Origin of the sequence: Sphingomonas sp. CFBP 13714 (genome assembly GCF_014842205.1) — a bacterium.
Classification (GTDB): Bacteria; Pseudomonadota; Alphaproteobacteria; order Sphingomonadales; family Sphingomonadaceae; genus Sphingomonas; species Sphingomonas aerolata.
Map to the genome: position 1 here is coordinate 1 of NZ_JACYVG010000016.1, position 23833 is coordinate 23833.

19 protein-coding genes and 2 pseudogenes are annotated in these 23833 nt (G+C 56.0%); 8 read left to right on the forward strand and 13 right to left on the reverse strand.

All coding sequences use genetic code 11. From position 1 onward, the window contains the following. From IFT54_RS19535 to IFT54_RS19555, 5 genes are all read right to left on the reverse strand, one after another. A partial coding sequence (locus IFT54_RS19535; protein WP_192071880.1) for a recombinase family protein occupies nt 1-397 on the reverse strand: 397 nt, incomplete at its 3' end. Between the two features lie 282 nt (nt 398-679). Further along, on the reverse strand, nt 680-1393 hold the full coding sequence (locus IFT54_RS19540) for a Crp/Fnr family transcriptional regulator (protein ID WP_192071881.1): 714 nt from the start codon (nt 1391-1393) through the stop codon (nt 680-682). 1176 nt (nt 1394-2569) lie between these two features. Next, nucleotides 2570-2977: a BLUF domain-containing protein gene (locus IFT54_RS19545; protein ID WP_192071882.1), complete on the reverse strand. Its 408-nt coding sequence runs from the start codon at nt 2975-2977 to the stop codon at nt 2570-2572. Nucleotides 2978-3637: 660 nt separating this feature from the next. Then, nucleotides 3638-3826 carry a hypothetical protein gene (locus IFT54_RS19550; RefSeq protein WP_192071883.1) on the reverse strand — a complete coding sequence of 63 codons (189 nt, stop codon included), beginning with the start codon at nt 3824-3826 and terminating at the stop codon, nt 3638-3640. Nucleotides 3827-3843: 17 nt separating this feature from the next. Continuing rightward, nucleotides 3844-4224, reverse strand: coding sequence for a hypothetical protein (locus tag IFT54_RS19555; RefSeq protein ID WP_192071884.1), 381 nt, complete (start codon nt 4222-4224; stop codon nt 3844-3846). Between the two features lie 170 nt (nt 4225-4394). On the opposite strand from IFT54_RS19555, the gene IFT54_RS20830 reads away from it, so the two are divergent. Both IFT54_RS20830 and IFT54_RS19560 read left to right on the forward strand, forming a co-directional pair. Continuing rightward, entirely contained in the window at nt 4395-4529 is a 135-nt protein-coding gene (locus tag IFT54_RS20830; RefSeq protein WP_274604177.1) for a hypothetical protein, read from the forward strand. A 1525-nt stretch (nt 4530-6054) separates the two neighbouring features. Next, complete coding sequence (locus tag IFT54_RS19560; protein ID WP_192071885.1) at nt 6055-6606, forward strand: FxDxF family PEP-CTERM protein; 552 nt, start codon at nt 6055-6057, stop codon at nt 6604-6606. Nucleotides 6607-9466: 2860 nt separating this feature from the next. Here IFT54_RS19560 and IFT54_RS19565 read toward each other — a convergent pair. The 5 genes from IFT54_RS19565 to IFT54_RS19585 all read right to left on the reverse strand — a co-directional run bounded on the left by IFT54_RS19565 (nt 9467) and on the right by IFT54_RS19585 (nt 13097). Further along, nucleotides 9467-9748, reverse strand: coding sequence for a hypothetical protein (locus tag IFT54_RS19565; protein WP_244649301.1), 282 nt, complete (start codon nt 9746-9748; stop codon nt 9467-9469). 60 nt (nt 9749-9808) lie between these two features. Beyond that, nucleotides 9809-10303, reverse strand: a complete 495-nt coding sequence (locus IFT54_RS19570) for a MucR family transcriptional regulator (RefSeq protein ID WP_192071886.1) — start codon at nt 10301-10303, stop codon at nt 9809-9811. 278 nt (nt 10304-10581) lie between these two features. After that, nucleotides 10582-10731 carry a hypothetical protein gene (locus IFT54_RS21055; RefSeq protein WP_244649303.1) on the reverse strand — a complete coding sequence of 50 codons (150 nt, stop codon included), beginning with the start codon at nt 10729-10731 and terminating at the stop codon, nt 10582-10584. 148 nt (nt 10732-10879) lie between these two features. Further along, nucleotides 10880-11590: a Crp/Fnr family transcriptional regulator gene (locus IFT54_RS19580; RefSeq protein ID WP_192071887.1), complete on the reverse strand. Its 711-nt coding sequence runs from the start codon at nt 11588-11590 to the stop codon at nt 10880-10882. Nucleotides 11591-12440: 850 nt separating this feature from the next. Beyond that, complete coding sequence (locus IFT54_RS19585; RefSeq protein WP_244649305.1) at nt 12441-13097, reverse strand: DsbA family protein; 657 nt, start codon at nt 13095-13097, stop codon at nt 12441-12443. Between the two features lie 246 nt (nt 13098-13343). On the opposite strand from IFT54_RS19585, the gene IFT54_RS19590 reads away from it, so the two are divergent. The 6 genes and pseudogenes from IFT54_RS19590 to IFT54_RS19615 all read left to right on the forward strand — a co-directional run bounded on the left by IFT54_RS19590 (nt 13344) and on the right by IFT54_RS19615 (nt 18749). Further along, nucleotides 13344-13892, forward strand: a complete 549-nt coding sequence (locus IFT54_RS19590; RefSeq protein WP_042466505.1) for an FxDxF family PEP-CTERM protein — start codon at nt 13344-13346, stop codon at nt 13890-13892. A gap of 654 nt (nt 13893-14546) precedes the next feature. After that, nucleotides 14547-14807 (forward strand): annotated as a pseudogene (locus IFT54_RS19595) (transposase); the annotation flags it as partial. 580 nt (nt 14808-15387) lie between these two features. Then, nucleotides 15388-16950: a methyl-accepting chemotaxis protein gene (locus IFT54_RS19600; RefSeq protein WP_342354876.1), complete on the forward strand. Its 1563-nt coding sequence runs from the start codon at nt 15388-15390 to the stop codon at nt 16948-16950. 61 nt (nt 16951-17011) lie between these two features. Continuing rightward, a complete protein-coding gene (locus IFT54_RS19605) occupies nt 17012-17209 on the forward strand; it encodes a hypothetical protein (protein ID WP_244649306.1) in 198 nt (65 codons plus the stop codon). 148 nt (nt 17210-17357) lie between these two features. Next, on the forward strand, nt 17358-17807 hold the full coding sequence (locus tag IFT54_RS19610; RefSeq protein WP_192071889.1) for a hypothetical protein: 450 nt from the start codon (nt 17358-17360) through the stop codon (nt 17805-17807). A gap of 227 nt (nt 17808-18034) precedes the next feature. Next, nucleotides 18035-18749, forward strand: a pseudogene (locus IFT54_RS19615) (IS5 family transposase). Between the two features lie 67 nt (nt 18750-18816). Here the strand turns inward: IFT54_RS19615 and IFT54_RS19620 are convergent. The 3 genes from IFT54_RS19620 to IFT54_RS19630 all read right to left on the reverse strand — a co-directional run bounded on the left by IFT54_RS19620 (nt 18817) and on the right by IFT54_RS19630 (nt 23561). After that, nucleotides 18817-19179, reverse strand: coding sequence for a response regulator (locus tag IFT54_RS19620; RefSeq protein ID WP_192071894.1), 363 nt, complete (start codon nt 19177-19179; stop codon nt 18817-18819). 600 nt (nt 19180-19779) lie between these two features. Continuing rightward, nucleotides 19780-20571: a retropepsin-like aspartic protease family protein gene (locus IFT54_RS19625; protein WP_192071890.1), complete on the reverse strand. Its 792-nt coding sequence runs from the start codon at nt 20569-20571 to the stop codon at nt 19780-19782. 284 nt (nt 20572-20855) lie between these two features. Continuing rightward, entirely contained in the window at nt 20856-23561 is a 2706-nt protein-coding gene (locus tag IFT54_RS19630; RefSeq protein WP_274604178.1) for a PAS domain-containing hybrid sensor histidine kinase/response regulator, read from the reverse strand. Nucleotides 23562-23833: the final 272 nt, after the last annotated feature.

Genomic DNA, 23833 nt, shown 5'->3' on the forward strand with positions numbered 1-23833 from the left:
CATCGATCGAGTAAGTTCGCCGATCGGATAGTGTGACAATCGTTATCCCAGCAAGAACAATCTGCGTCAGCAGACTCTGAGCATTCAAGGCGCTTTCTCGACTCAGCCGGTCAAGATTCTCGACAAGCAAAAGGCTGCCTTGTGGTACGATCCCTACAGAAACTGCCCCAAGGAAATCACCAAGGCGCCCTGAAGCAGAGTTCTGACCCGGGAGACCCGATATGCCATAGTCTCTGTAGGTAAAGCGATCGTCGAGAATGAGGGAGAACTCATCGGCATAAGAAATGGCCAGCGCCGTTTGGCGCCTGATGCTATCGCCGCTCATCTGCTCAGGGCTGCTAAAGCGAACATAAGAATAGGCGTATCTTTTTGCTACAGATGTATCTGACTGAGTCACGGCTGAGTCCCCGATAATCTGTAACTACCATATCTGCGATATATTCAAATCAAGCGATGTTCCGAGGCGGCTATAGCGCAAACGCAACACTGTCGATGGAGCGGTGCCCAGACCAAGCTGGCACCCCTTGAACACTTGGCGTGTGGCATCATTCTTAAAATAACCAATTCTGGTCAGGCTGAGGAAATACCCCTTGTTTCTTATCGATAAGGTCGAACGAGTAATTGATACCTTGATATAGTGTTCTATAAGCAGTATCTCGTCGAATTACTTGATATCCTATCAGTGAATTGGCTTTACGTGGAGATATCTGGAATTAAAGCCGGCTACCGCATGTAATTCCTCGAGGTGACGCAACGTCAGGGTACGCTTCTGAAATTCCATCAAACCTTCATTACGAAGCCTTTTGAGCATCCGGTTGACATGGATCGATGTGAGGCCAAGCGCATTGCCGAGTTGTTCCTGCGTGAGCGGCACAGCGCAGGTTGAGCCACTCACGAGGCCAAGACATGAGAGACGGGTATGCAACTCGCACATCAGGTGTGCGATGCGCTGATACGCCTTTTGGTGAGCGATATTGACTAACCACGTCCGCAGCACTGCCGCATCGACAAGGGTCGTCTGCCAGAACGCTTGCGCTACATTGGGGCGATCAAGCAGCAGGGCTGTCAGGCGTTCGCGTGTTGCAGTGCTGATTGTCACCGGCGTGAGCGCAACTACGCTATGATCCAAGCGCTTTAGAAGCGTTGTTTCGCCGTTGCAAAAGTCGCCGGGCATCAGGAAGGCGGTGGTTTGCCGCGATCCGTCTACTAGGGTCACGCGGTGAGCTGCCCACCCGGCAATTATGACATGCACGTGTTCGGGTTGTTCACCTTCACGTAGAATATCTCGGCCTCTTTCAAAATAACGCCTATTGCTGAAGATCGCGAGCAGGCTTGATCGGTCATCATCCGATAGGGCGATAGCCCTCTGCAGCTTGGCAATTAATGGGTCCATGCTGGCTTCAGAGCTTCATTCACTTTAACAAGCAAGCTAATTTAGTGGGCTGAGAATTAGCAGCTTCATAGCCGACGGCCACTACCGCAGTCATCAGCGTCAGGCGACGGCCGCTAACGCCATCAGCCCCCTCAATAGCGGACGGCCGCTTCTTTCTCCATTATTTGTATTCAGCGGTCAGGTATATGAAACCCAGTCGCAATCACGACTGTGCGACAAACAGGTGAGACTGTTGAAAAAGTCACGTCGGCTTGGAAGAGGCGGTGGTCCGAGCAACATTCTTCTCTTATTATGCCGACCTTCGTAATCCTTTGAGGAAAATAGGGTGCCTGCAAGCAATCATATGACGCGCAAGGTGGCCGCACTGCCTGCTCGCCGAGTTTTTCAACAGTCTCAGGTGATTTTGGACGGCAGCCACCCGATCGCCGCAAAACGCCGTCATCAACCCCGATTGGCGAATATCGTGTAATTTTGGACACTGCATGGCGGACAGTCGGCGCTCAAAAGCGGCCGGTCAGCTTTACGCCCAGGGTTAGACGCTTGGGTTGGAGATCCGCTATCTGAAAGCAGCCATTCGGCAACCCAAAAGCCGCATCAGTGCCCCGGCAGCAGGTGCTCCGCTTTCAGCAGGTAAGCCGTGCAGCGTATGTCGCTGCTACTGGTGGGGTAAAATACATGGCGAACGGTAGTGGCAGCCGCGCAAACTCGGTTGTCGGCAAGTGCTGGCCACTCTTCTAGGGGCGTACCTTTCCAATGGGCGAACTGACGACCGCCATAGCCAGCTTTGACTTCCCAAGCGAAGGCAATAGCAAAGAGTAACCGGCGTATGGCGTACATGCTCTGCTCGTCTGGCGACGCTGTCGAGCTACGCCTCGAGCTGAGCGGCTGAATGTGCGCTAAGAGTCCAGCAGCGCCTCGTCCCAAGGCAGTTAGCGCTTTTCGGTCAGGTTCATTGATCGGCTCGTCGTCGAGCCTGCGCGCCCCGATGCAGCCGCCCTAGGCCGCACGGTCTTCCGGTGCTCACCGCCCCCCGCACCGGAAGAGGCGGATCATCAAGGGCACAGCCTCGGACCCCAAGAACTGGTCTGCGTTGATTTCCTTATGTCGTTCGCAGCCACAGATCATATATATCCTCCTGATAACAAGGGACTGCGTGAGTCGGAGTTAGACTGTAAATCACCGACTCAGTGAAAGAGCGGCAAATCCAATAAAAGCAGCTTTTATCGAGTCGCATTCAACATCTGCGACATGCCTCATCACACGATCAAGGAATCCCCTTCCTTCGCAAAGATGTCTCTCATCTAGATATTCCGTTTTCCACTTTTCGAATTGGCGAAAATTGGTCGTAATAGGCCTGAAATAGCTAATATTATCGTGACGCGGATCTTTAGCAATCCGATCCATCACAGCCTGCACTGCGGCAGCGTCTCCCTCCAGCGCTTGTATGAAGCGGGTACCGTCAGATAGGAGAAGACCAGTAATATCTTCAGAACGGTTTCGGGCATCAGCGAGGTCGCGAAGATCGGCCAAATCACCTGACGTGAAGTTCTGCTTGGCTCTGCTGATATAAATAATAATCTGCATCGAGCCCTCGGATCGTATGGCACTAAATCATGTCGATCGAAATGACTCCGCTCGCTGACACATTCTCGGTTTTTTCTGGTTAAGAAATGGTTAATGGCTGACAAGTGAATCCTCAGGAGGGTAGCTTCCGTCGGTCGGGTTAAGTAACCGGATCCGAATACCGCTGGCAGCGTGAGTGCCTGCCAAACAGCGACAGCCATTTCTCGAAACGCGACCTGCGAAGTAGCGCTGGCCTCTTTCCGTGGCGCCCGGTCCTCGACCTGCTCCATCCGGCTCGCCCCCATATAGGCCACGACGTGTTCATCACTGCGTCCTCATCATTGCTCGTGCATAGGCGACACCGTCCCGTCACATCGATTCCTTACAAGCCTGTTCCTGATAGGTGCCGTGGGCAAATGCATCATCAAACACGGATCATGATCAATCTGGCGGTCCAAGTTCTGTGAGCCGCGCTCAGTGAGACTGTCAGCGGTCGCGTGGACACGCCAGCGGTGCGCCTAGCCCTGCGGTGCCTCTGGCATCATTGCCCCTAGCGCTGGCCGCTCGTCATGTTCTGGGAAGGTGAGCAGCACGATAACGAAATCGGCCGGAGCCAGAGTGTGACGGCTTCGTTCACCGGGATTGTGCGACAGCTGCGACGATCCGAAGCGTATTCCGAGATCAGCAATTTGCGGTAGATGCCCACGTGCCTTTAATAACATCGACTGCAGCGGCAATGCGGTGCCAATTCTTTACGGCAACAGGGTCGCCGATGGCAGCGACCATCTGATCGACGATATAATCTGGGGTATGTTCGCCGCGTTCTGCCAGGATGGCGGCCGCCTGTATCCAGACCTCTCGATCACTCATGGGGGCTGACCGGGCCATCAAATGTCGAGATTCCGGCGCTTGACCTCATGGTGAACGCCCTCGCTGGCCTGTAACGCGATCGCGATGATGTGCTCGATGACCGGCTCCGGAATGGCGTTAGCCACATCAAGCCCAAATTGGTCAAGATACGACCACGCCACCCATCCGGAGTAGGCAGTTAGCCCCGGTATATTGAGTGAAAGAAACCGTCCGACCGTAACTCTGTATTCCGAGCGGAGCTTGAACCCCAAAGTTGACACGTTTTGGATAATAGCCGGATGCTCATCTGCAAGAGATGTGATGAGCACGGCTGGGAGACTCATCGCCGTTCGGTTCGAATACCTACGATCAAGCCGACCTTTGCCGGCACCAGCCACAAGGCCGCGATGGGTGTTCATAGGGCCGTCATCCGTTAGCACGCCTAAAACTCCGTTAAATCATAGCATTTTAGACTTTCGATTTAACGTGATGCAAAGACCCACCGCGCCCTTGCATTTTTCTTTATGACACACTTGCTATGGCATTATGCCCGGTGCGCTTAACCCCCGCGGTCGAGTTGCGTCTAAGGTTGGCCAACTGGCCCGACGATAATGCCGCTGCCATCGTCAGTGACCGCGGAATGTATCTGGGCTATGTCAGCGCCGAGCGTGCGCTGCTGATCTGCAAGCGGATGAAGGAAAGCCAAACGGTCGCCGTTTTTTAGGGCAATGCACGGAAACGGAGCCGACATCCGGATCCGCTTCGTAGGTGGCGTTCCTACCCAACCTGGTCCCCGATGTTCCGAAACGCCCGCCACCCCGCCTGGCTTGGCCTGCGGATCGACCGGTGTACGATTCTCCCGCGCGTACTATCCGGATGAGGATAGGGCCGGTGTCTGGGGCTGAGTTCATTCGGTAGAAAGGAACTTTGTTCGCTCGGTAGAAAGGGGTTGGGTTCTACCTCCTTTGCCATGCAAGGCATTGATCGATTTATGGAGCAAACTTTCGAAGCTGGTCGGGTCGCGGGCCAGACTATCGACGGCAAGCTATCTGACTGCCCGCACGAAGAACGGCTTGCCCCGAACCTAAGAAATGTCTGGATTTCCGGCTTTCTGTGCAGCAAGACTGGGCGAGCATACCGCAAGCGACTGCGCCTAAACTAAAGGCCTTGCAGCGCTGGCACCTCGGAACGACCGCCTGCAGTTGCAAGGCCGACATCTCCAACGCGAGGGGTGGCCGCGATCGCGCCAGCCCAGTTCCTAAACCATCAGAAGTTTTGATAAATTTAACACCTACGGCCTCGCTCTGACCATCTGGTCGAGGTGGGGCCGACGATTCTGCGAATTTGATCAACCAAAAACTGTTCTATATTAGCAGGACAGCACCCGTATTCACGCCCGGCCATTCGATAGAAACCTATCGAAAGCGGCACGCCTTCCCTGGGCGGCTGAAAGCGGCTCTTTTTTATGCGCTGGCTATGTCGCGAGCGCATCACCCCGACGAGGAAGGCCCGGGTGGGGCGCCTGGCTGAACACTGTCCGCTGCTGACGGGTTAAGGCGCATCTGGAGAGCAACTGATCGGACAAAGCTTACGCCGCTTCGATGTCGAGTTTGAGAGCAAGGCCGGGCCCATCGAACAGCCCGCCCCCTCGTCTGCTGAGATGTTCAGAACTTCAGGACTCGAGGTGCGCAGCATACTGGTTCTCCCGTAGGCAATCAGCGGCCAGTGGCAGCGGATCGTTCCGAGCACTAAGCCACGACATGACGATCCGCGGCGAACCTGACAGCCCCATCTCGATGAGGAGGGGTGGAGTGGTCAAAGCCGCACGTTCGTGCTTTGACACGGAAAACGCCGCACTAGCTTAGTTGCGGTAACGCTCAGGCCGCTTCACCAGACTCGTCAGTATACCATCGCTGATGGCCCGTGCGCCGCAACCCATTCCTGAACATGACGCCGATTTTGAGGCGCGTTCAGGCAAGCATTATTGAAAATGAAGCGAATTACGGCTCCACGCCTGAAGCACGGGTTCGATTCCCGCAGGGGTCGTCTTGAGCCGGTCTTTTTGCAGGGAAAGTTTTGCCCAAAGCCTACGGGGAGCGGTCTCCGTAGCGTCGTCTGTGACGGAAAAGGCACGATTTTCCAGAAAGTCGACATTATCAAGGTCATAGCCGGATTTTGCGATAGAGCGGTTTGCGTGTCGCCATGGCCCCCGTTATCCTTTCGTTAAGGACAAACTCGAGGAAACCAACATGAAGCGTCTATTCTTTTCGACCATGGCATTCGCATCCGCCTTCGCGATGGCCCCAGCGGCTCATGCAGTTGACTTCACCCCGAACGATCCGGAATTCACCGTTCGCGGCGATATCAACGATGGTACCGTTTCGGCAGATTTCGGCCGTTCGGGCATCGCGGCCGGCACATTCCAGGATACCTTCAACTTCATCATCGATCAGACTGGTCTGGCTAGCGGCACGCTGAGCACGAACACCACGCGCCTGACGAGCTCGACCGATCTCGACATCCTGTCGGTGTTCATCAATGGGTTCGCAGCCACGAAGACCATTGTCGGCAACGCCGAATTCTTCGAGCTCAACGACGTCGCGATCGCTTCGGGTGTGCCGAACCAGATCGTCGTGAACGGCACGTCGCGTGGCAACGGCTCCTATGCCGGCACCGCGACCTTCGAGCCGACGGCAGCAGTTCCCGAGGCTGGTACCTGGGCAATCATGCTGTTCGGTATCGGCGGGATCGGCGCATCGATGCGCGTTCGCCGTCGCCAGACGAAGATTGCATTCGCCTAAGCATATTTCACAGCTGGTCCCAGTGGCCATCTGTGTGAAGGCAGCCGTCAACCTCTCAAGGTTGGCGGCTGTTTTTGTTTAACATCCGGCGCAATGGGTCTGTAGAAGAACCCATGTGGCGCGGTGGGCGCCGTCGATCGATAATTGGGCAAGCGGGATGGCCCATACTGCGCCCAACAGCCCAAACCCCGAGATCGCGAACGCGCCTGAATGGACGCCGTCAGGTACCGAGCACACGTCCTGGTATCGGCATCCATCGATCTACAGCCACGCAGAGCCACGTACGCGGCTGGGACTGGTAATGACCACCGGTGTGCGCCATTTTGGGGTCATGATGTTCAAGCGTAGGCGGAGAACTATAACATGAGTCTACGCTTGGAGCATGTTACCAAACTCGCACATAGCAAGGAAGGCCTGAGGGCTGCTTACGCCGCGGGTGTCGACCATCAGCGCAATGGTTGGCTGAGATATCCACCATGCAAATGGGACCATCCCGCAATTCTGGCTTTTGATGAAAGCGGAACGTGCGTTGGCGGTATCAATTGGGGCGAGGACCATGATGATCGAACGCTCACAATCACGTTTGCCTGGGGTTCGCCTACCGCTCCTGCAGCCTTTGCTGCCGTACTTTCGCGGTTTCGGAAGGTTCACCTAAACGGGTGGTTTACCGAAATCCACTTCACGATATCGACGCATAACGAAGCAATGCGAAAGGCCGTAAAGGTGCTTGGGCTTGTTCCTCGTGCCTTCACCTTTGAGATGCCGGTAAAGAACATGACCAGGTCTTGATGGCAAAAAATGCCCGGCTTGGAAAGCCGGGCATTTTCGAGCTTAGCCGTTATCGAGCTTTGCGGTATTCCAATATCGCGTATTGGATATGTTAGGTTAAAGACAAAGGTATTAATCAGCAGCCTTTGCGAGCCTTACCACTGTTTCAGTGACGCATTGCGCTACCCCCTGCGAAATGCGGCAGTAAAAGATGATAGCTGCTCAGGCTGGTGACAATATTAAGCCCTAATGGGCTTACCGATAGGCCAGTAACGCATATGACCCCCCCGAGTTAAAAGTGTTTGTCTTTCGACAAGGGGACTTATGCAGGAATTCTATTTCGTAATTGTAATTCCATACAGTGAAAGGCGCATTAACCGCAACTGGCAGGTCTTTTTGACTCTCTGCTCGAGTGGTGATGTATCAAAGTCCCCGTAGCCGTCCGCATAAGCGGACCGTGGTGAGAGTAGGGGCAGCCCACCCTCATCTTTACGCTAGAAGCGACGTTCCAGGCGATTGGCCTACGAAATGGACCGCCGGTTAGAACCTCCGCCTCACCCTCACCTAGTTGGAATCCGAGTGTGCAATCGACTGAGAATCAATGTCCAGAAGCTTGGAATTCGCTGCATTCGACGGGCGTCTCGCCGGCACTTTGGCCCTTACTGAATAAGCCCAACTTTGCCGCTTCTTCGGCACTACGGTCCGCTTGCTCGTTGACGCTGCGGATGTTGCCGGGCCGCAGCTAACTTCGCGCGTTCTCCATATGCCCGTGGCGGGGGCGGTCGTAAAGTTGGCGAGTGCCATCCCGGCAGGACTGCTGTTGACACGCACCGTGTTGTAGTCCGCCTGCCATGCCTCGCTGATCCGCCCCGCCGTCGCCAGCGACCAGATGTTCGATCAAACACTTGGCGAGCAAATAGAGCTCGATAATTCCACGGGTCTATGCTTCTGTAGGTCAGTAATGCGCAGGAGGCTCTATATCTATGATGAGATCTAGAAGTTCGCGGCGCACCTGATCAACTTCGAGTGCCCCCTGAAGGTCTCCACGCTCAATCTTGGCATCGACTTCCCGTTGGGCGACAAAGGCAGCATCTACCCCGTACCGACTAACCATCGTGTAGGCCGCAGAGTGTGCCACAGGGAAGTTCGATCGGTGGGAGGTATTCATGATGCACCTCATTGATAGTAATCATCAATGCACGAGCGATCGACGAGTTTTCCAAATACGATCCTTGATACAATCTTATGGTAAAGGAGGCGTTAACGGCCGCAAGTGCTAATTCGATCAAGCGAAAGCGCCCCGCGTGGCTGTGCGAAAAAACATGGCGAGGCGCTAAAAAGGTACGCGGTACTGAAGGCCATAGCCTCGTTTTTGGCTACACGCTTGATAGTTGAATATTTGTAAAGCACCCCGCCCGCTCGTTTGACACGATTAATGTCGCGAGCGGGATGCCGAGCTCTCACTGTCTTGGGTCAGCGGGCTCTGAGGCCTGCCTCGCAGAGAGCCGTCTACGTCGCAAGTGCATTTCAGAATTGCAATCCCGCGGTGATACAGGCCGTTTTTCACTCGAGCAAAAATTGCCACGCTGCTGCCTGCGCAGACCTGCCCGCCCCAAACGCCGGTCCGTGTGTCTGTACGGTCTGCTCTACAACTCCGGCAGGCGGAATGAGCGTTTCCGCGGTAAGGTCAGAACGGCTGCTTTCAAGTCGACGCAAAAACAGACAGCCGATGTCGTCGTGCATTATCGATAACCTGACTCACGGCACGTGATGCCGTTGTCAGAACCCTAGATGTGTTCGCATAAATTGAGCGAAGCGAGGGGAAACGCCATAGCCGACTGAGGTTGCCAGTATGATAGCAATTGGGAGGCCCCAGACGACCGCAAGTACGCTGTACAGAATTATCATGTGCGAAAGATGGCAGGATTATCGCCTGCGACTAGCCCTAGTTTTGTTTCAAAAGCCGAAAGTGTCTCGAACCTGACCAATGTCTACGACCTTGAAACGTTAGGTGCGGGGCGTCCAGAGCCGGCACGTCTGGTCTCGGTCGGTCCTGACACCGAAAACTCAAGCCGCTCTAGCTTGCCCGAAGCTACGAGGCAGCAGGCCCAAACCGGTTCAAAGGCGCTTTGAGAAACGCCGTCCCACATTCGTCAGTATCTGGCAGTCGGCCGCCACGTATGTTCACCTGAAGCGCGGCAAGCATCAGGTCGGGTAGTGGGAACGATGCGTCGCGTTTCTCACGGGTTGCGACGAACTCGGCTTCGTCGATGCCATCGTGACCATGGATGTTGTTGCGACGCTGACGTCCGAAATTCAATTCTTTTACGACGCGAAACAAGCCACCATCGGCCTTGAATGTGTAAACGCTCAATCGTGAAACTTAGCGAAGCCGGAAGGGATACGGGGAGGGCTAGCCCCCCCCCCGTTTCGCTTATACCTCCTCGGTAACTTTCGTTGCGCGAGGTTTGCGCGGAGTCTTAGGGGAACCATCGTTAGCCTTTTCAGCTGTCTGACCAGGTTTGCGCCCCAAACCGATCGACTTTGCCATGGTCAGACGCGCTTCTGAATACGTTGGCGCGACCATGGGATAGTCAGGCTTCAGATTATAGCGCGCACAATATTCCTCGACCGTAAGGCCATTGCTCGTCAGATGGCGGCGTAATGTCTTGTATGGCTTGCCGTCGATCATCGAGATGATGTGATCGGGCGACGCCAGTGACTTACGCACCGTGACAGCAGGCTCATAAGCTTGAGCAGCTTCTTCCGGGGCTGCTGAAGTAGCTGTGCCTGACAGTTGATCGACAGCGGCATGCATTGACCGCAAAAATGCGGGCACATCCTCCGCATTCGTGCGGGTGTTAGAATTGGCCAACCACGCAGCGGTCAGTTCAGCGGCCAACTCGACCGCGTTGATGTCATCGTTCATTATAATCTCTGTATCTTTGGAGGGGGGGGGCATGCAATTAGGTTCGACCGCTCCGATGTCCAAGATAAACAGATATTTAACGAGGAAGCGATCCGTTTGCCGAAAGCTCACGAAATTGCCGATCAATGGTCCATCTTGGGACGCACCGCATATGATGAGGCACGAGTTGCCCGTCGTTTGGCGCCGTGATTACGGCATATCACCTAGCATGAGCGACCCTGCAGAGCCTATTCTCGATTGCCGTGTGTTCTTCGGACAGACTGCCTGATGTGATCGAGTTAGGTCTTCGCGGGTGCGGTCCAGCCGATCCGGTCCAGCGTACCGATTAGCGTCGAGCGCGGTACCTTGAAGGTTCGACAGACAGATGCCTTGCTGGCCCCACCATCCAGCGCGGCCGTAATCCGTTCGAAGGTTTCGGTATCGATCATCAGGGGGCGGCCATTTGGCGTCCGCGACGCTTTGCCGCAGCAAGCCCAATCATTACGCGCTCGCGCGTCAGCGCGCGATCGTACTGCGATGATGCATCGATAGTAACTTATATTAAAGTATTTCAATAGAATATCTATTTGTCTTTCCCTAGTCTGGCCTAATATGGAGATAACCGGAATCAAAGTTGGCTACCTCTTGTAACTCTGCGATATTATGCAGCGTCAAGGTACGCTTCCGAAACTCCATTAACCCTTCATTGCGAAGCCGCCTAAGCATTCGGTTGACATGAACCGGCGTAAGTCCAAGGGCATTGCCCAGTTGTTGCTGCGTAAGTGGCACAACACAGGTCGAACCGCTCACGAGACCTAGACATGAGAGACGGGTATGCAGCTCGCACATCAGATGCGCGATGCGTCGATATGAATCCCGGTGGGCGATATTGACTAACCACGACCGCAGCACTGCCGCGTCAACAAGAGTCGTCTGCCAGAAGGCTCGCGCCACATTGGGGCGATCAAGCAGTAGGGCTATCAGACGTTCGCGCCTTGCAGTGCCGATTGTCACCGGCGTTAGAGCGACTACGCCATGATCCAAGCGCTTTAGAAGCGTCGTTTCGCCGTTGCAGAAATCACCAGGCATCAGAAAGGCTGTGGTCTGCCGCGATCCATCCACTAGGGCCACGCATTGAGCTGCCCATCCGTCAATCAAGACATGCAAATGCTCGGGTTGTTCACCTTCACGTAGAATATTTCCGCCTTTTTTGAAATGATGCGTGTCGCTGAAAAGCGCGAGCAGGCCTGATCGGTCATCGTCTGATAGGGCGGTAACCCTTTCCAGCTTGGTGAATAATTGGTCCATGCTCGCTTCAGAGCTTTATCTAGGTTAATAAGCAAGCTGATTTATTGGGCTTGAAATCAGCAGCTTGATAGCTGACGGCCACTACCGCGGTCATCAGCGTCAGGCGATAACCTCTAACGCCATCGGCTTCCTTGATAGCGGAGGGACTGCCTCCCTCTCCATTATTGTCACTACGCGGTCAGATATGTAAAAAAGCGGTCGCAGTTACGACTGCGCGACAAACGTGTGCTTTATGCCAGCAAGCTCCCTGCAGGCGCGGGCTTTCGCCAGATCACAAACCTGATGGGGGATACCTCGTCACGGTTTTAAAGGGCATCACTGCCGTGTTGAGAGAAGCCGGAAACTACCAGGCACGCGGCTGCCCACCGACCCGCTTAGCTGCGGCTGATTCTATCTCGTTTAAGTCGGCTTGCGTCAGAGCGCCGGCTGCGAGCATCTTTCGCATCAACTCGTCCAATAGGGCCGCAAGGAAGTGTATTTCACGTCGTTCTGAGCCCGTGTCTTCGCCCTCGGTGTTTACTTCCATGCGCCGTTCCTTGGTTCGCCGTGCACTTTAGACACGGTCATTAACGTCCGCTAGGCGAGCATGTTGCACACCCCGCGTCATAAATCCGGGCAACCGTTTTCGTCGCGGAAGGATCTACGTCAGTCAAAACGTCAGACATAAATACTTGGTTTAGGAGTGTATCTGAGAAGGTCGACCTGTCGTCACTGACTCGTGCACGACAGAAGGATATCATCCGACGACAGCCTCTTGATCGTCTCAAGACGCGATCGCCGATCCTGCCTGTGACGACTTACGTGTTTCTTCCGACAGGGCGTTCGATCATGTTTGCATCCTCCCGGATCATCAGCCGTCCGCTCGAGCCCGCGCAAACAGCCGTTTAAAGTCACTTGTCTCGATCGCTCCCATCGCCAGCATACGTCCGGCAAGATAGCCCGGGGTGCCGGTCAGACCGATCGAATAGGCCTCTTGACCGTTTGCACGTAGGCGCGCGGCGACGGCTTCTGCATGTAAAGCAAGCCACGTCGTCGCGCGCTGCCAGTCCCCTCCGGCACTGGTAACGACGTCTCGCAGCATGTCGTCGTCGATGATACGACTGTCGGTCATCAGTTGGCGATGAATGGCCGGATAGATCCCCTGTTCGGCACAGGCGAGCGCGATGCTCGCAGCACGTTCGGACGGTGGACCGAAGATTGGCCAGTCCTTATAGACGACCCTAACCTTTCCATCGCGTTCCACCGCCCCTTCCAAAGCGTGGAAGGCATGACGGCAGGCGGGGCAGCGGTAATCGGTGAAGACGGCAAGCCGGAGGGTCGCATCGGCTGGACCTTGCTCGGGTGAATTTCCACTGGTCAGGATCAGGTCGGCGGTCGGCCCAACATCCCGACCGATTGGAGCCGTGCGACGCAGCACCTGCCCGACTGCCCAGCCAGCCACCACGACAGCCCCAAGCCCTACCGCCTGCCTCCGATTAAGTGGCTCTGCCATGTTCAGCTCGTCCAAGGCTGGCCGAAGGCTGCTGAGACAAGATGGCGTAAAGTCGGCAGATCGATCGCCTCGGCTACCACCTGCATGCCGACGATCAACGATCGTGGCGCGTTCAAGTCAGCGCCGCCTGTGATTGAAAAGACACAGCTGTCCCGAAAATAGACATCATTCGGCTAACAGCCAATTTCAGCAATATATCGTTTTGTGAGTCGTCATGTCCTCCATTATACTTTCGTTAGGCATAAGGTGAAGGAGGTCGTCATGAAGCGTCTACTTTGTTCGACTATGGCATTCGTATCCGCGTTCGCGATGGCCCCAGCGGCTCATGCAATTGATTACACTCCGGGCGACCCGGAGTTCACGGTCAGCGGTGATATCACGAATGGTACCGTTTCGGCAGATTTCGGTCGTTCGGGCATCGGGATGGGCGCATTCCAAGATACTTTTAATTTCGTCATCGATCAGGCCGGTCTGGCTAGCGGTACGTTGAGCACGAACACCACGCGGCTGACGAGCTCTACCGATCTCGACATACTGTCGGTCTTTATCAATGGCTTCGCAGCGACGAAGACCATTGTGGGCAATGCTGAATTTTTCGAGATCAACAACCTGGCTATTGCTTCGGGTGCGCCGAATCAGATCGTTGTAAACGGCATGTCGCGTGGCAATGGGTCCTATGCCGGCACAGCAACCTTTGAGCCTTCGGCAGTTCCCGAGGCAGGTACCTGGGCGATCATGTTGTTCGGTATTGGCGGGATCGGTGCATCGATGCGTGTTCGTCGCCGCCAAGCGAAGGTCGCATACGCCTAAGCAAATTTGATAGATGGTCCCAGTGTCCATCTATCTTAAAACACCCGCCAGCCTTTCGAGGCTGGCGGGTGTTTTTATCTGAGATTTAGCAAGCTCGGGTCCGCGCAATGAACGCCGTTGATCGATAAGTTTTAAAGCGGGTCAGTCGATACTGTGCTCAACGGTAAAAGACCCTAGTTCGCAAACGCGTCTTAATGATCGATACGTGTTATTGAACAAAAAGTCTTGTATCGGCATCCATCGATTTACGACCACACACCGCCACCATCCTCGTTCTTGCACGAAGCGCGAGGCAGATTGGACTTCTCAGATCAATAAGTTCTCTAGCCTACTGCCACCCTCAAGGCGAAGCTCACCTGCTGCGGCCTATCGCCTCTTGCGATGGTGTTCGGTTGATTTCGAAAGTGATTACCGTCGATCGAATTATCAATCTGATCGCGCTGCCCGATGGAAGCGCGCCCATGGCGCCCATGGCGCCTATACGTTTAGCGCCATTAGGGTCAGGACCTATTGATGTGAGAGGCGCGATCTGACTCATGCTAAGTGGGGAGAGCGTGGATAAGGGACCTGTACTGGCTGACAGATAGGCAGATGGCGCGTCTGCAACCGTTCTTTATTAAGAGCCATAGCAAGCCTCGGGTCGACAATCGTCGGGTGCTTGGCGACCGTAATTATGACGCCGATTGGTTCAGGGTCGCCTTGGAAGCCAAGGGCATCCAACTCTACATCCCGGACCGCAGATCGCGCAACGAGCCAATCAGATACGACAAGTGCCGCTACCGGTGTCGCAACCGCATCGAGACCTTGTTCGGCCGTCTGATGAGTTGGCGCCGAGTGGCCAATCGCTACGGCCGCTGCCCGACCGCCTTCTTCTCTACTATCACGCTCGCGGCTACCGTCATCTTCTGGCTATGACCAATGGGTCCTTACCCTAAGCAAGACTGCCCAATCGCAAACCAATTCGCTTGTTGTTGACGCGAATCCAATATGGCCGGTCTTCCGCGATGCCTGCCGGCTTGCGTCACAAATCAGATCTCTATTGACGCGAGATCGGGCGCAATCATGGACCGCGAACTTACCTTGCATTAACCGGGCAGTGCATAGGTTAGCGTATGAAATTCCCGCCAAACCGGATGTTGGTCCCTGCGCAGATCGTCGCTGCAACGTTTGGGCTTGTCGCGTTGACGATGTGGCCGCCAGCATCGGGCTCGATGCTTCTGGTGCCGCTCGGTTCAGATGGCGGAGCAATCGTGCAGGGCGCGTTAACGGGCGGTGCGGCGTTGCTCGGGGCCGGGCCGTTTCCGGGATCGCTGGTCGTCGTTGGTGATCGGGCCCGCATCGCCCCCCGGGTCGCATGGAATACCGTCATCATGGCCGCTCCGCCCGCAGGCTGTGGGGCAAATGGCGGCGCTGGGAGGCCAGTATGAACCACATCACTTCAGCGCTAAAGCCAGCGTTTTCCTGGTTGGATCTCAGGGCGAAGTTCGGGGCCACCGTGGAATTTAGACACGATGCCGGACTCAACCCGCTCGACCGGTTGCGGCGTCGCGCTGTCCAAGCATGGGCGTTGATCGGCTGGACCTCGTTCGGGGGGCTGCTGATAGGTAACGCCATATTGGGCGCGGGCACGGGTGTCCCGCTGCTGGTCATTGGCACCATCATCACGGCGGGGCCAACTGCGATGGCGCTCAGCGGGCGCTATGATGCCGAGGCCCGGACATTAATGGGATCGCTCGCCGCGGTGATACCAGCGATGCTCGTCTTCCTGCTCAAGGGGCATCCGTGGCAGATGGATGCACACATGTATTTCTTCGTCGGAATGGCGGCACTGGTAATGTTAGCGGACTGGCGGCCGATCGCGCTGGCGACGGTGCTGACCGCGGTCCATCATCTTGCCCTCCAATGGTGGGCCCCGGAGTTTGTGTTCACCGGCTCGGGCAATCTTGGCCGGGTGATCTTTCATGTCGTGGCGGTCGGGCTGCAATTTGGCGCATTGACGGTGCTGACGATCCAGCTCGAGCGGCTGTTCCAGTCGCAGAGTGCGGCGTTACGGCGGTCGCGCGAGTTGACCCAAGTGGCAAAGGATGGCCAGCGGCAGACCGAAGAAGCGATGCTTCAGGCGCGCACAGCGGAGGCGGTGGCGACGCGCGAACGCCGGCAGCGTGAAGAGCAGGCGGCACGGATCGCGAGCGAGCGGCGCGGCGAGCTGGTGGTGCTAGCGAACGAGTTCGATCATTCGGTGACGTCCGTCGTGAAGAGCATCGGACAGGCGACCGAACGACTAGAGCATGCGGCAGTGCGGCTCGAGGACGTTACCGGCGACGCGACCCAGGATGCGGTTGAGGCGGCATCAGGCGCAGGCCGAGCAGCACGCGATATCGCGCATGTCGCGTCGTCGATCCGCAACCTGTCGGAATCGATCCGGACGATCGCGATTGCAGCCGACCAGCAATCGCAACTGACCGTGGTGGCGAGCCTGGAAGCGCATCGCAGCGTGCAGACGGTCGCGATGCTTGAGGATCATGCGGTCCAGATCGAAGTCATTCTCGATGACATCCGAGAGCTGGCGAACAAAACCAATTTGCTGGCCCTGAACGCGACGATCGAGGCGGCACGGGCGGGCGACGCGGGGCGCGGGTTCGCGGTCGTTGCGGGCGAAGTAAAAGGCTTGTCGGCGGATACCAAGCAGGCAAGCAACCGAATCAGCATGCTGCTTACCGGAATTCGCGAGGGCGTGGCAGATACCGGCGAGAAGCTGCGCAGCGTCAATACCGCGATCGGCCAGGTCTCAGTCGCGGCATCGGGAATCGCGACCGCAGTTGGCGAGCAGCGCTTCACGGCGCAGGAGGTGGATGCGGGTGCAGCGCGAGCGGTCGGTGCCGCAGAGGAAATCGGCACCCGGATCGACGGCGTGGCGGAAGCTGCAGGGTCTGCCGCCCTATTGTCCGCGTCGGTACGGGGCAGCGCCAGCGATCTGGCGGCAAGCGCACGGAATTTGCGGTCATCGACCGACCTGTTCGTCTCGTTCCTTCAAGCGGACGATGCCGCGGCAGCGTAGTGCCAAGTCGGCCCCATCTCCGTGGGGTGCCCGCACGAAGACGCGCATGGTAGGAGAGTGCATGCTTAAGACAAAAATGAAGCGGATCACCGATCGTGGTGATCGCGCCGTTGAACGCCTTGCCAAGATCGAGACGTCCATAACAAGCCTTGCCGACAACGATCTGCTCGACCTGGCCGACATCTTCAAAGCCGAGCCTCGCACGCCGATCGGCGATTTGGCGTTCTTGGAAATGGCTCGGCGGAATATCAGCCTTTGACCGCAGCCTGACCAGGCCGAGCCGAAACAATGGGCCAATCCAAATGTTAACCAACCGGCAGGCGTTACACGTCAACGGCTTGCCGCATTCCAGATTCAGCCTGACTCATACGCGTTGCCTTGACATGGCTGTCGAGCATCTTCGCTTTATGAGCAAGATCATCACGCACGCCTGCGGGCATGAGCAAATTCACTATGTCGCCGGCTTCGCAAGCCAGCAAGAGCGGAAAGCCCGCTGGCTAGAGACGACTAGGTGCACTACCTGCTTTCTTGCAACCAAACAGGCTGAACAAGCGGAAGCGGAGGTTCGTGACGGTGCAGCCATAGCGCACCTTGATCTTCCATCGCTCACTGGCAGCGATCGTCAGGTCGCATGGGCATCAATCCTTCGAGCTAGCCGCTTTTGCAAGCTTGTTGCCCAGCCTGTTACACAGAAAGACGGCTACCAGATCTGTGTCCTTATCACTGACGCAAAGTGGTGGATCGATCACCGAGCTCTGACAGAGCACGAGCTGCTCAAAGCGGCCGAACGACGCGCAGTCGAAATGAGCGTTTCGGCGAGTTCTGATCCCAGTCTTAGTTCCCCACAGGCAGTCTAACAGCCAGATCGCAGTCCTGTCTCCGTACGAGCCTTGTAAAGTCGGCTTCGATAGTAGCCATGCCTTGAAGCCGTGCGCAAAAATATACCGTTGACCGTCTCGCACAATACCAAGCGAGTGAGCTGTTATTTAAGAACGGCTCCGACCCATAATGTAAAAAGCGCGATCTGACTCAGGCTCCGTGAGAAGACCTGAGATGCGATCTGTACTGGCTGACGGACGAGCAGATGGCGCACCTGCGGTCATTTCCTTGGGAGCCAGGGCAAGCCGCAAGTTGCCGACCGGCAGGTATTGAGCAGTATCGTTTTCGTGAACCGCAATGAGCCTAGCTAGCGTGATGCGTTCAGCAACTAAGGCCTACACAGAACGCTCTACAATTGCTGGAAACGGTGAGGTGAGATGGATGTGCTCCATAGCATAATGGACGGCTTGGCTGCCGTTGATGCCGACCCAAAGACGTCGCTAAAGGCGCACCGCACGGCATCGAGCCTGCCGGTTAAAAAGGGGATCTTGGGCGCTTGATCGGTCTCACCAAAGCCTGCCCTAAGCTTGTCGAAGGGGCGGTATGAACACGAAGCTCCACGCCGTGACCGACGTAAACGGCAGTCCGCTCACTTTCTTCATGACCGCTGGACAGTTCAGCGACTACATCGGTGCAGCTGCGTTACTGGACGATTTACCCAAGGCACAATGGCTGCACGGCGGTTGCGGCTACGACGCTGGCTGGCTCAGGGCTGCCTTCTGGCCAAGAGCATACAGCCGTGCATTCTAGGTTGGAGGCCCCGGCTCGAGCTTATTAACTACGACAAGCGCCGCAGCCGCATTGAGATCATGTTCGGACGGCTGAAGGTCTGGTGCTGCGTTGTGACCCGCTAGGATAATTGTCCAGCGGTCTTCTTATCCGCCGTCGCATTCGCTGTCACCATCATCTTCCGGCTTTGATCGACGAACCCTGGATTAAACTCATCGAGCGATGGTTTGCACTTCCAAGACCGCTAGGTTTCTAGAGTCAAAGCAACGCGTTCACCCCGTCTAAAAACCGCGCCAGGGTTATTGGCTTCGAGATATAAGATTGCGCACCAGCTGCTCGGATCCGCTCTTCATCGTCAGGGCCGGCATAAGCTGTTACGGCCATTATCGGAATTGTCCGAAGGTTCTTGTCACTCATCATCTCGAGAATCAGATCGTAGCCGGAGACGTACGGCATCTGAATGTCCATAATAATCAAATCAGGGTGAAATTTACGAACCCGGGTTACGGCTTCGCGACCGTCGCGTACCGGCTCGACAACAAAGTTATGCGCCCGCAATAAGTCGCAAAACAGTTTCAAGTTAAGCTCGTTATCTTCAACAATTAGCACCCGTCTGCCCATCACATCACTTGTTTCTCTATAAATGACAGCTTCCGGCTAGTTGCAAAAGCCCGTTACTTCGGTATAGATTGTTAAAGGTATTGCTATTTTTTACGAGCGTTAATGACACAGACCTGGCCTAACGTTGTGCCATAATGGAGCAAAAGCGTATTCTGCTTTTTTACCACGTTAAGGTTTCGGCGGTCTTCCAAGGCTGTCTCCACTCTTGTTCATAGGCGGCGCCACAAAGCGCGCACGGAAAGTGGGTCGGCGATGATTTGTTATAGGCTCAATTGATACCGGTATTTTTAGGTACAGATCTTTTTTATTGACCGTCTTTCTATAAAGACATTTAAAACAATCACTTTTTTTATAATTTTACCAAACATTTGTGTTTCCTGATTGAGGATGTATTTTACCGCCCGACTGAGTTATTGCCTGACATCCAACGGGTGACCTGCCAAATCGCCGATGTTATCGTAAAGAGTGTTGTGTGCAGCGGTGTTCATGATCCCCGAACAGAATGCGGATCGCCTTTCAAAGCCTGTGTGAATGTACCTCCGTTGATGCGGCAACCACTTGCGACGATGCATCCTCCTGACATAGGTGTTAGCGCAAGGCCTACTGGGCGCCTTGCGGGATGATGGTCATGACACCGTCTTCGATCACGACGCGGCCAAGCCGGGCGATCTCGGTCTGGCCGAGAAGTGTATAGGCAATGCCACGCTGACCGATGCGAGCGATCATGCTGCCGAACTGCTGTCCGGCGACTTCCATCGTACGGAGCCTGGCGACAGCCACGGTGGCCATGCCGCCGATGCCGACGGCCCGCTCGTTGCGGATGATCGACTGGTACGCGCCGACCGCATGAGCTGCCTCAGGCGTGAGCAGCGTGTAGGTCGCCCCAGTATCAATGATTGCCTTGATCGCAACGCCGTTAATGCGAATGTTCGCGATAAAGTGTCCGCTCCGGCCATCACGCTTGATGCGCATCACCCCGGGCATCGACGGTGGCTGAGTCTCCGAGAGTTTAGATAGATCCGGAATGAGGCGCGGTGGCACATAAGCGGGATGGCGATGGATGGCCTGCCGGTAGGTCGGAATCCGCCTTGTGTAGGCAACGCGCTGTGGTTCAAATTGCGTGGCAACCTTGCGCGAAAGGATGCGACCGTGGTCGTCCTCCTCAACGGTCTCGGTTATAACAATGCCCCCGGAGGCAACTTCGGTACCGATCTGGCCGTCCCATTGCCGATCAGAGATCTGCTGCTTACCGCTCGGCAAATAGGTGATAACGCGCGTTGTGCCCGCGGGCACGTCGAATGACTCGCCGTTGACAGTAACGCGCACCTGCGCGACGGCAGGCGCCGCCACGATAACCGCAGCGGCGATAGCAAAGTTGCGCAGCATGATCATACCCTTGCAATAGGCCGAGAAGGTTGAGGTCCGGTGAACCTCAGACGACGGTCTCGCCGAGACGTGATGAGTTGATCTGTTCGCGTATTCTGAATCACCGAACCCCCAATATTGATCCCGGGGGCGAGCATCTGCGTGGGTTGATCCGAGCGGCGCCGCACACTTGCCAACTACCATTTTACGAAGCTCTCACTACTCCAATGGATGCGAACGGCATACTTGGTATCCGGGGATAGGCAGAGGCGGCCAAAGCGGCGCAGTTCAATGTTGTTATCCCTGCAACCTTATAGTGCCGTGAGTTTCGCAGCTAGCTCTGCGCTCCGGAAGGGCTTTACCAATCGAGGCAGGCCCGGAGCAAGACCCTCAATATCCGCGTAACCAGAGACGATCAATACCGGCAAATTGGGCAACGCTTTTTGGAGCTCTGATGCAAGCTCCACCCCACTCATGCCGGGCATAAGATGGTCCGAGACCAGTAGGTCAGGGAGCAATCCATTCGCAACAAGCGCCAAAGCAGTCTCTGCGCAGTTCGCTTCGCGAACTTCGTATCCAAGTTCTTCGAGCATATCAGCTGTGCTGGCCCGAACAGCGTTTTCATCATCGACGAGGAGTGCAAGGCCGCGCCCCTTGTTAATCGCTGTAACCTCCGCAAACGATTCGTTTCCATCAGAAAGGAGGGCACTGACCGGCAACCAAAGTTCAACATTGGTCCCAACATCTTCCTGGCTATGAATAGTAAGCGCACCGCCTAGCTGAGCTGCCAGTCCGTGCGCCATCGAGAGGCCAAGGCCAGTGCCCTTGCCGATGCCTTTGGTCGAGAAGAATGGCTCGATCGCGCGAGCTAGCGTGACCGGATCCATCCCGACGCCAGTGTCGGCGACTACCAAGCGGACATAATGCCCGCGTTTAAGCGCTCCGCGTGGGGTGCGGACGCTGGCGCGAGTTGCTGTTATCCGAAGCGTGCCTCCTTGAGGCATAGCGTCGCGCGCATTCACGCCGAGGTTCAGCAGCGCCATTTCTAGCTGGTTTGGATCTGCATTGGCAGGCGGTAGATCGTCTGCCAGGTCGACGACCACCCGAACCTGAGGGCCGGTCGTGCTGGCAAGAAGGTCGGCCATTCCCTCGACAAGCTTGCCGATGTCAACAGCAGATGATTGCAGCGGCTGCCGTCGCGCGAACGCCAGGAGACGCTGAACGAGCGTGGCGGCCCGGTCGACCGATTGAATAGCACCTTCGATCAGCCGTTGTTCGCGGTCGCCGCCGACGCCTCGCCGCTGAAGCATATCGAGCGCCGCGAGAATCGGCGTGAGCAGATTGTTGAAGTCATGCGCGACGCCACCAGTAAGCTGGCCCATCGCCTCCATCTTCTGGCTCTGGCGAAGTGCTTCCTGCGCGTATTCAAGTTCGTGAGCAGCAGCCTTCTCTGGCGTGACATCACGTCCGACTGCGTAGAAGACATCGCCTTCCGGCACGAGTGTCCAAGAGATCCAGCGCCACGATCCATCTGCATGAGCGACCCTACTCTCGAAGCGCTCCACAGTCTCGCCGTGAAGCAGCCGCTTCACGATACTCTGGACCGCATCGTAATCATCAGGGTGAACCTGCTCATGAAAAGGTAGAGACAACAACGTCTTGGTATCGTGGCCAAGGGTTGCTTCCCACGCCGGATTTATGGTCTTCAGGAAACCATCGAAGCCGATGATGGCGAGCAGATCGCGGCTCATCTCCCATACTCGGTTGCGCTCAGCGGTTCGTGCGGTGACCTCGTGTTCAAGGCGATCGTTGAGCTGCTGGAGGCGAATTTCGCCTGCCTTTCGGGCCGTGATGTCGATCGCGGTCCCGATCACCCGAAAGCAATTACCCTGCCCATCAAACAGGCCACGCCCCTTTGCTGCAACCCACCGGGTAATACCGTCCTCCTTGCCGATGGTCCGGTATTCTACGTCGTACAGAGTGCGGCGATCAGGGTCGCTTGCGGACTCGTAAGCCTCGCGTGTTTTCTCTCGGTCCTCCGGATGCACGCCATTATGAAAATCATCTAACGTGACCGGAACGCCCGGAGAGATACCAAACATCGCCTTGACCCGCGGTGGCCAGAACATGCTGCCGGTGGCTTGATCCACGTCCCATTGGCCAATTTCGGCAACCTCTAGAGCAAGCCGCAATTGCTCTTCGCTGACCCCAAGTCGCTCCTCAGCTTCACGCCGTTCGTCAATGTCGATTACGGAGCCGACATAGCCTAGGAACTCCCCATCGTCACCGAACCGCGGACTCGCAGCATCGATCGCCCAGCGGTAGGCGCCTGATACGTGCTTGAGACGGTACTCGAAGCGGAAAGGTTCATGTTTGGCGTTCGCCGCGACGAAGGCAGCTTCCGTACGCTGCCGATCATCAGGATGAGTAGCCTCTAGCCAGCCGTATCCGTGCGCTTCTGCAATCGTCTGCCCGGTAAACTCATACCACTGGCGGTTAAGATATGTGCAATAGCCGGTCGCATCGGTGACCCACATCATCACCGGAGCATGATCCGCCATATTGCGGAACCGGCCCTCGCTTTCCCGCAACGCAGCCTCTCTGGCTTTTTCCGCCGAAAGATCGCGCACTTCGATGATCGTGCCAACAGGTTGACCGTCATCGTCCGTAATCGGCGATGCGATGAACGCGACGGGATAGAAGTATCCCTCCTTATGGACGAATACCTCCTCGCCTTGCATCCGTTCGCGGTCGGGAAATGCCTGATCGATTGGACATTCGGCGAACAGGTATGGTGTACCATCCGGGCGCTGGTGATGGACGACATCGTGCAGGGGACGGTCAACTGCCTCTTCCAAACGGTAGCCAGTCAACGCTTCTGCCGCTTTGTTCATGAAAGCGCAGTGCTGACGTTCATCCATGAGAAAGATCGCCATCATGCTGTTATTCACGATGGCGTTCAAACGACGTTCGCTAGAGTCTATAGTCACTGCGCGCTCCCAAACGCCCTCCCCCATGAGTGTGAGGATTTCTCAGTAGGCCATACGCTTTGCACCCACGTCAACTGGTTGCTCTAGTTCCGTGACGAGACTGCAGATTCCCAATCTGAACCCGCTGACCAGCGAGCATTTAGCGCCGCATGATGCATTACCCTCAATGATCCCACGAAGAGGTCGACCATGATGCATGATCCTGTTCGATTACAATTGCCTAGAGCGTTTTCTTTTCAAGTTTTCTCGGGAATTGCACGAATAGCGTGGTCATTAGCCCATATTAATGCATGGTTTAG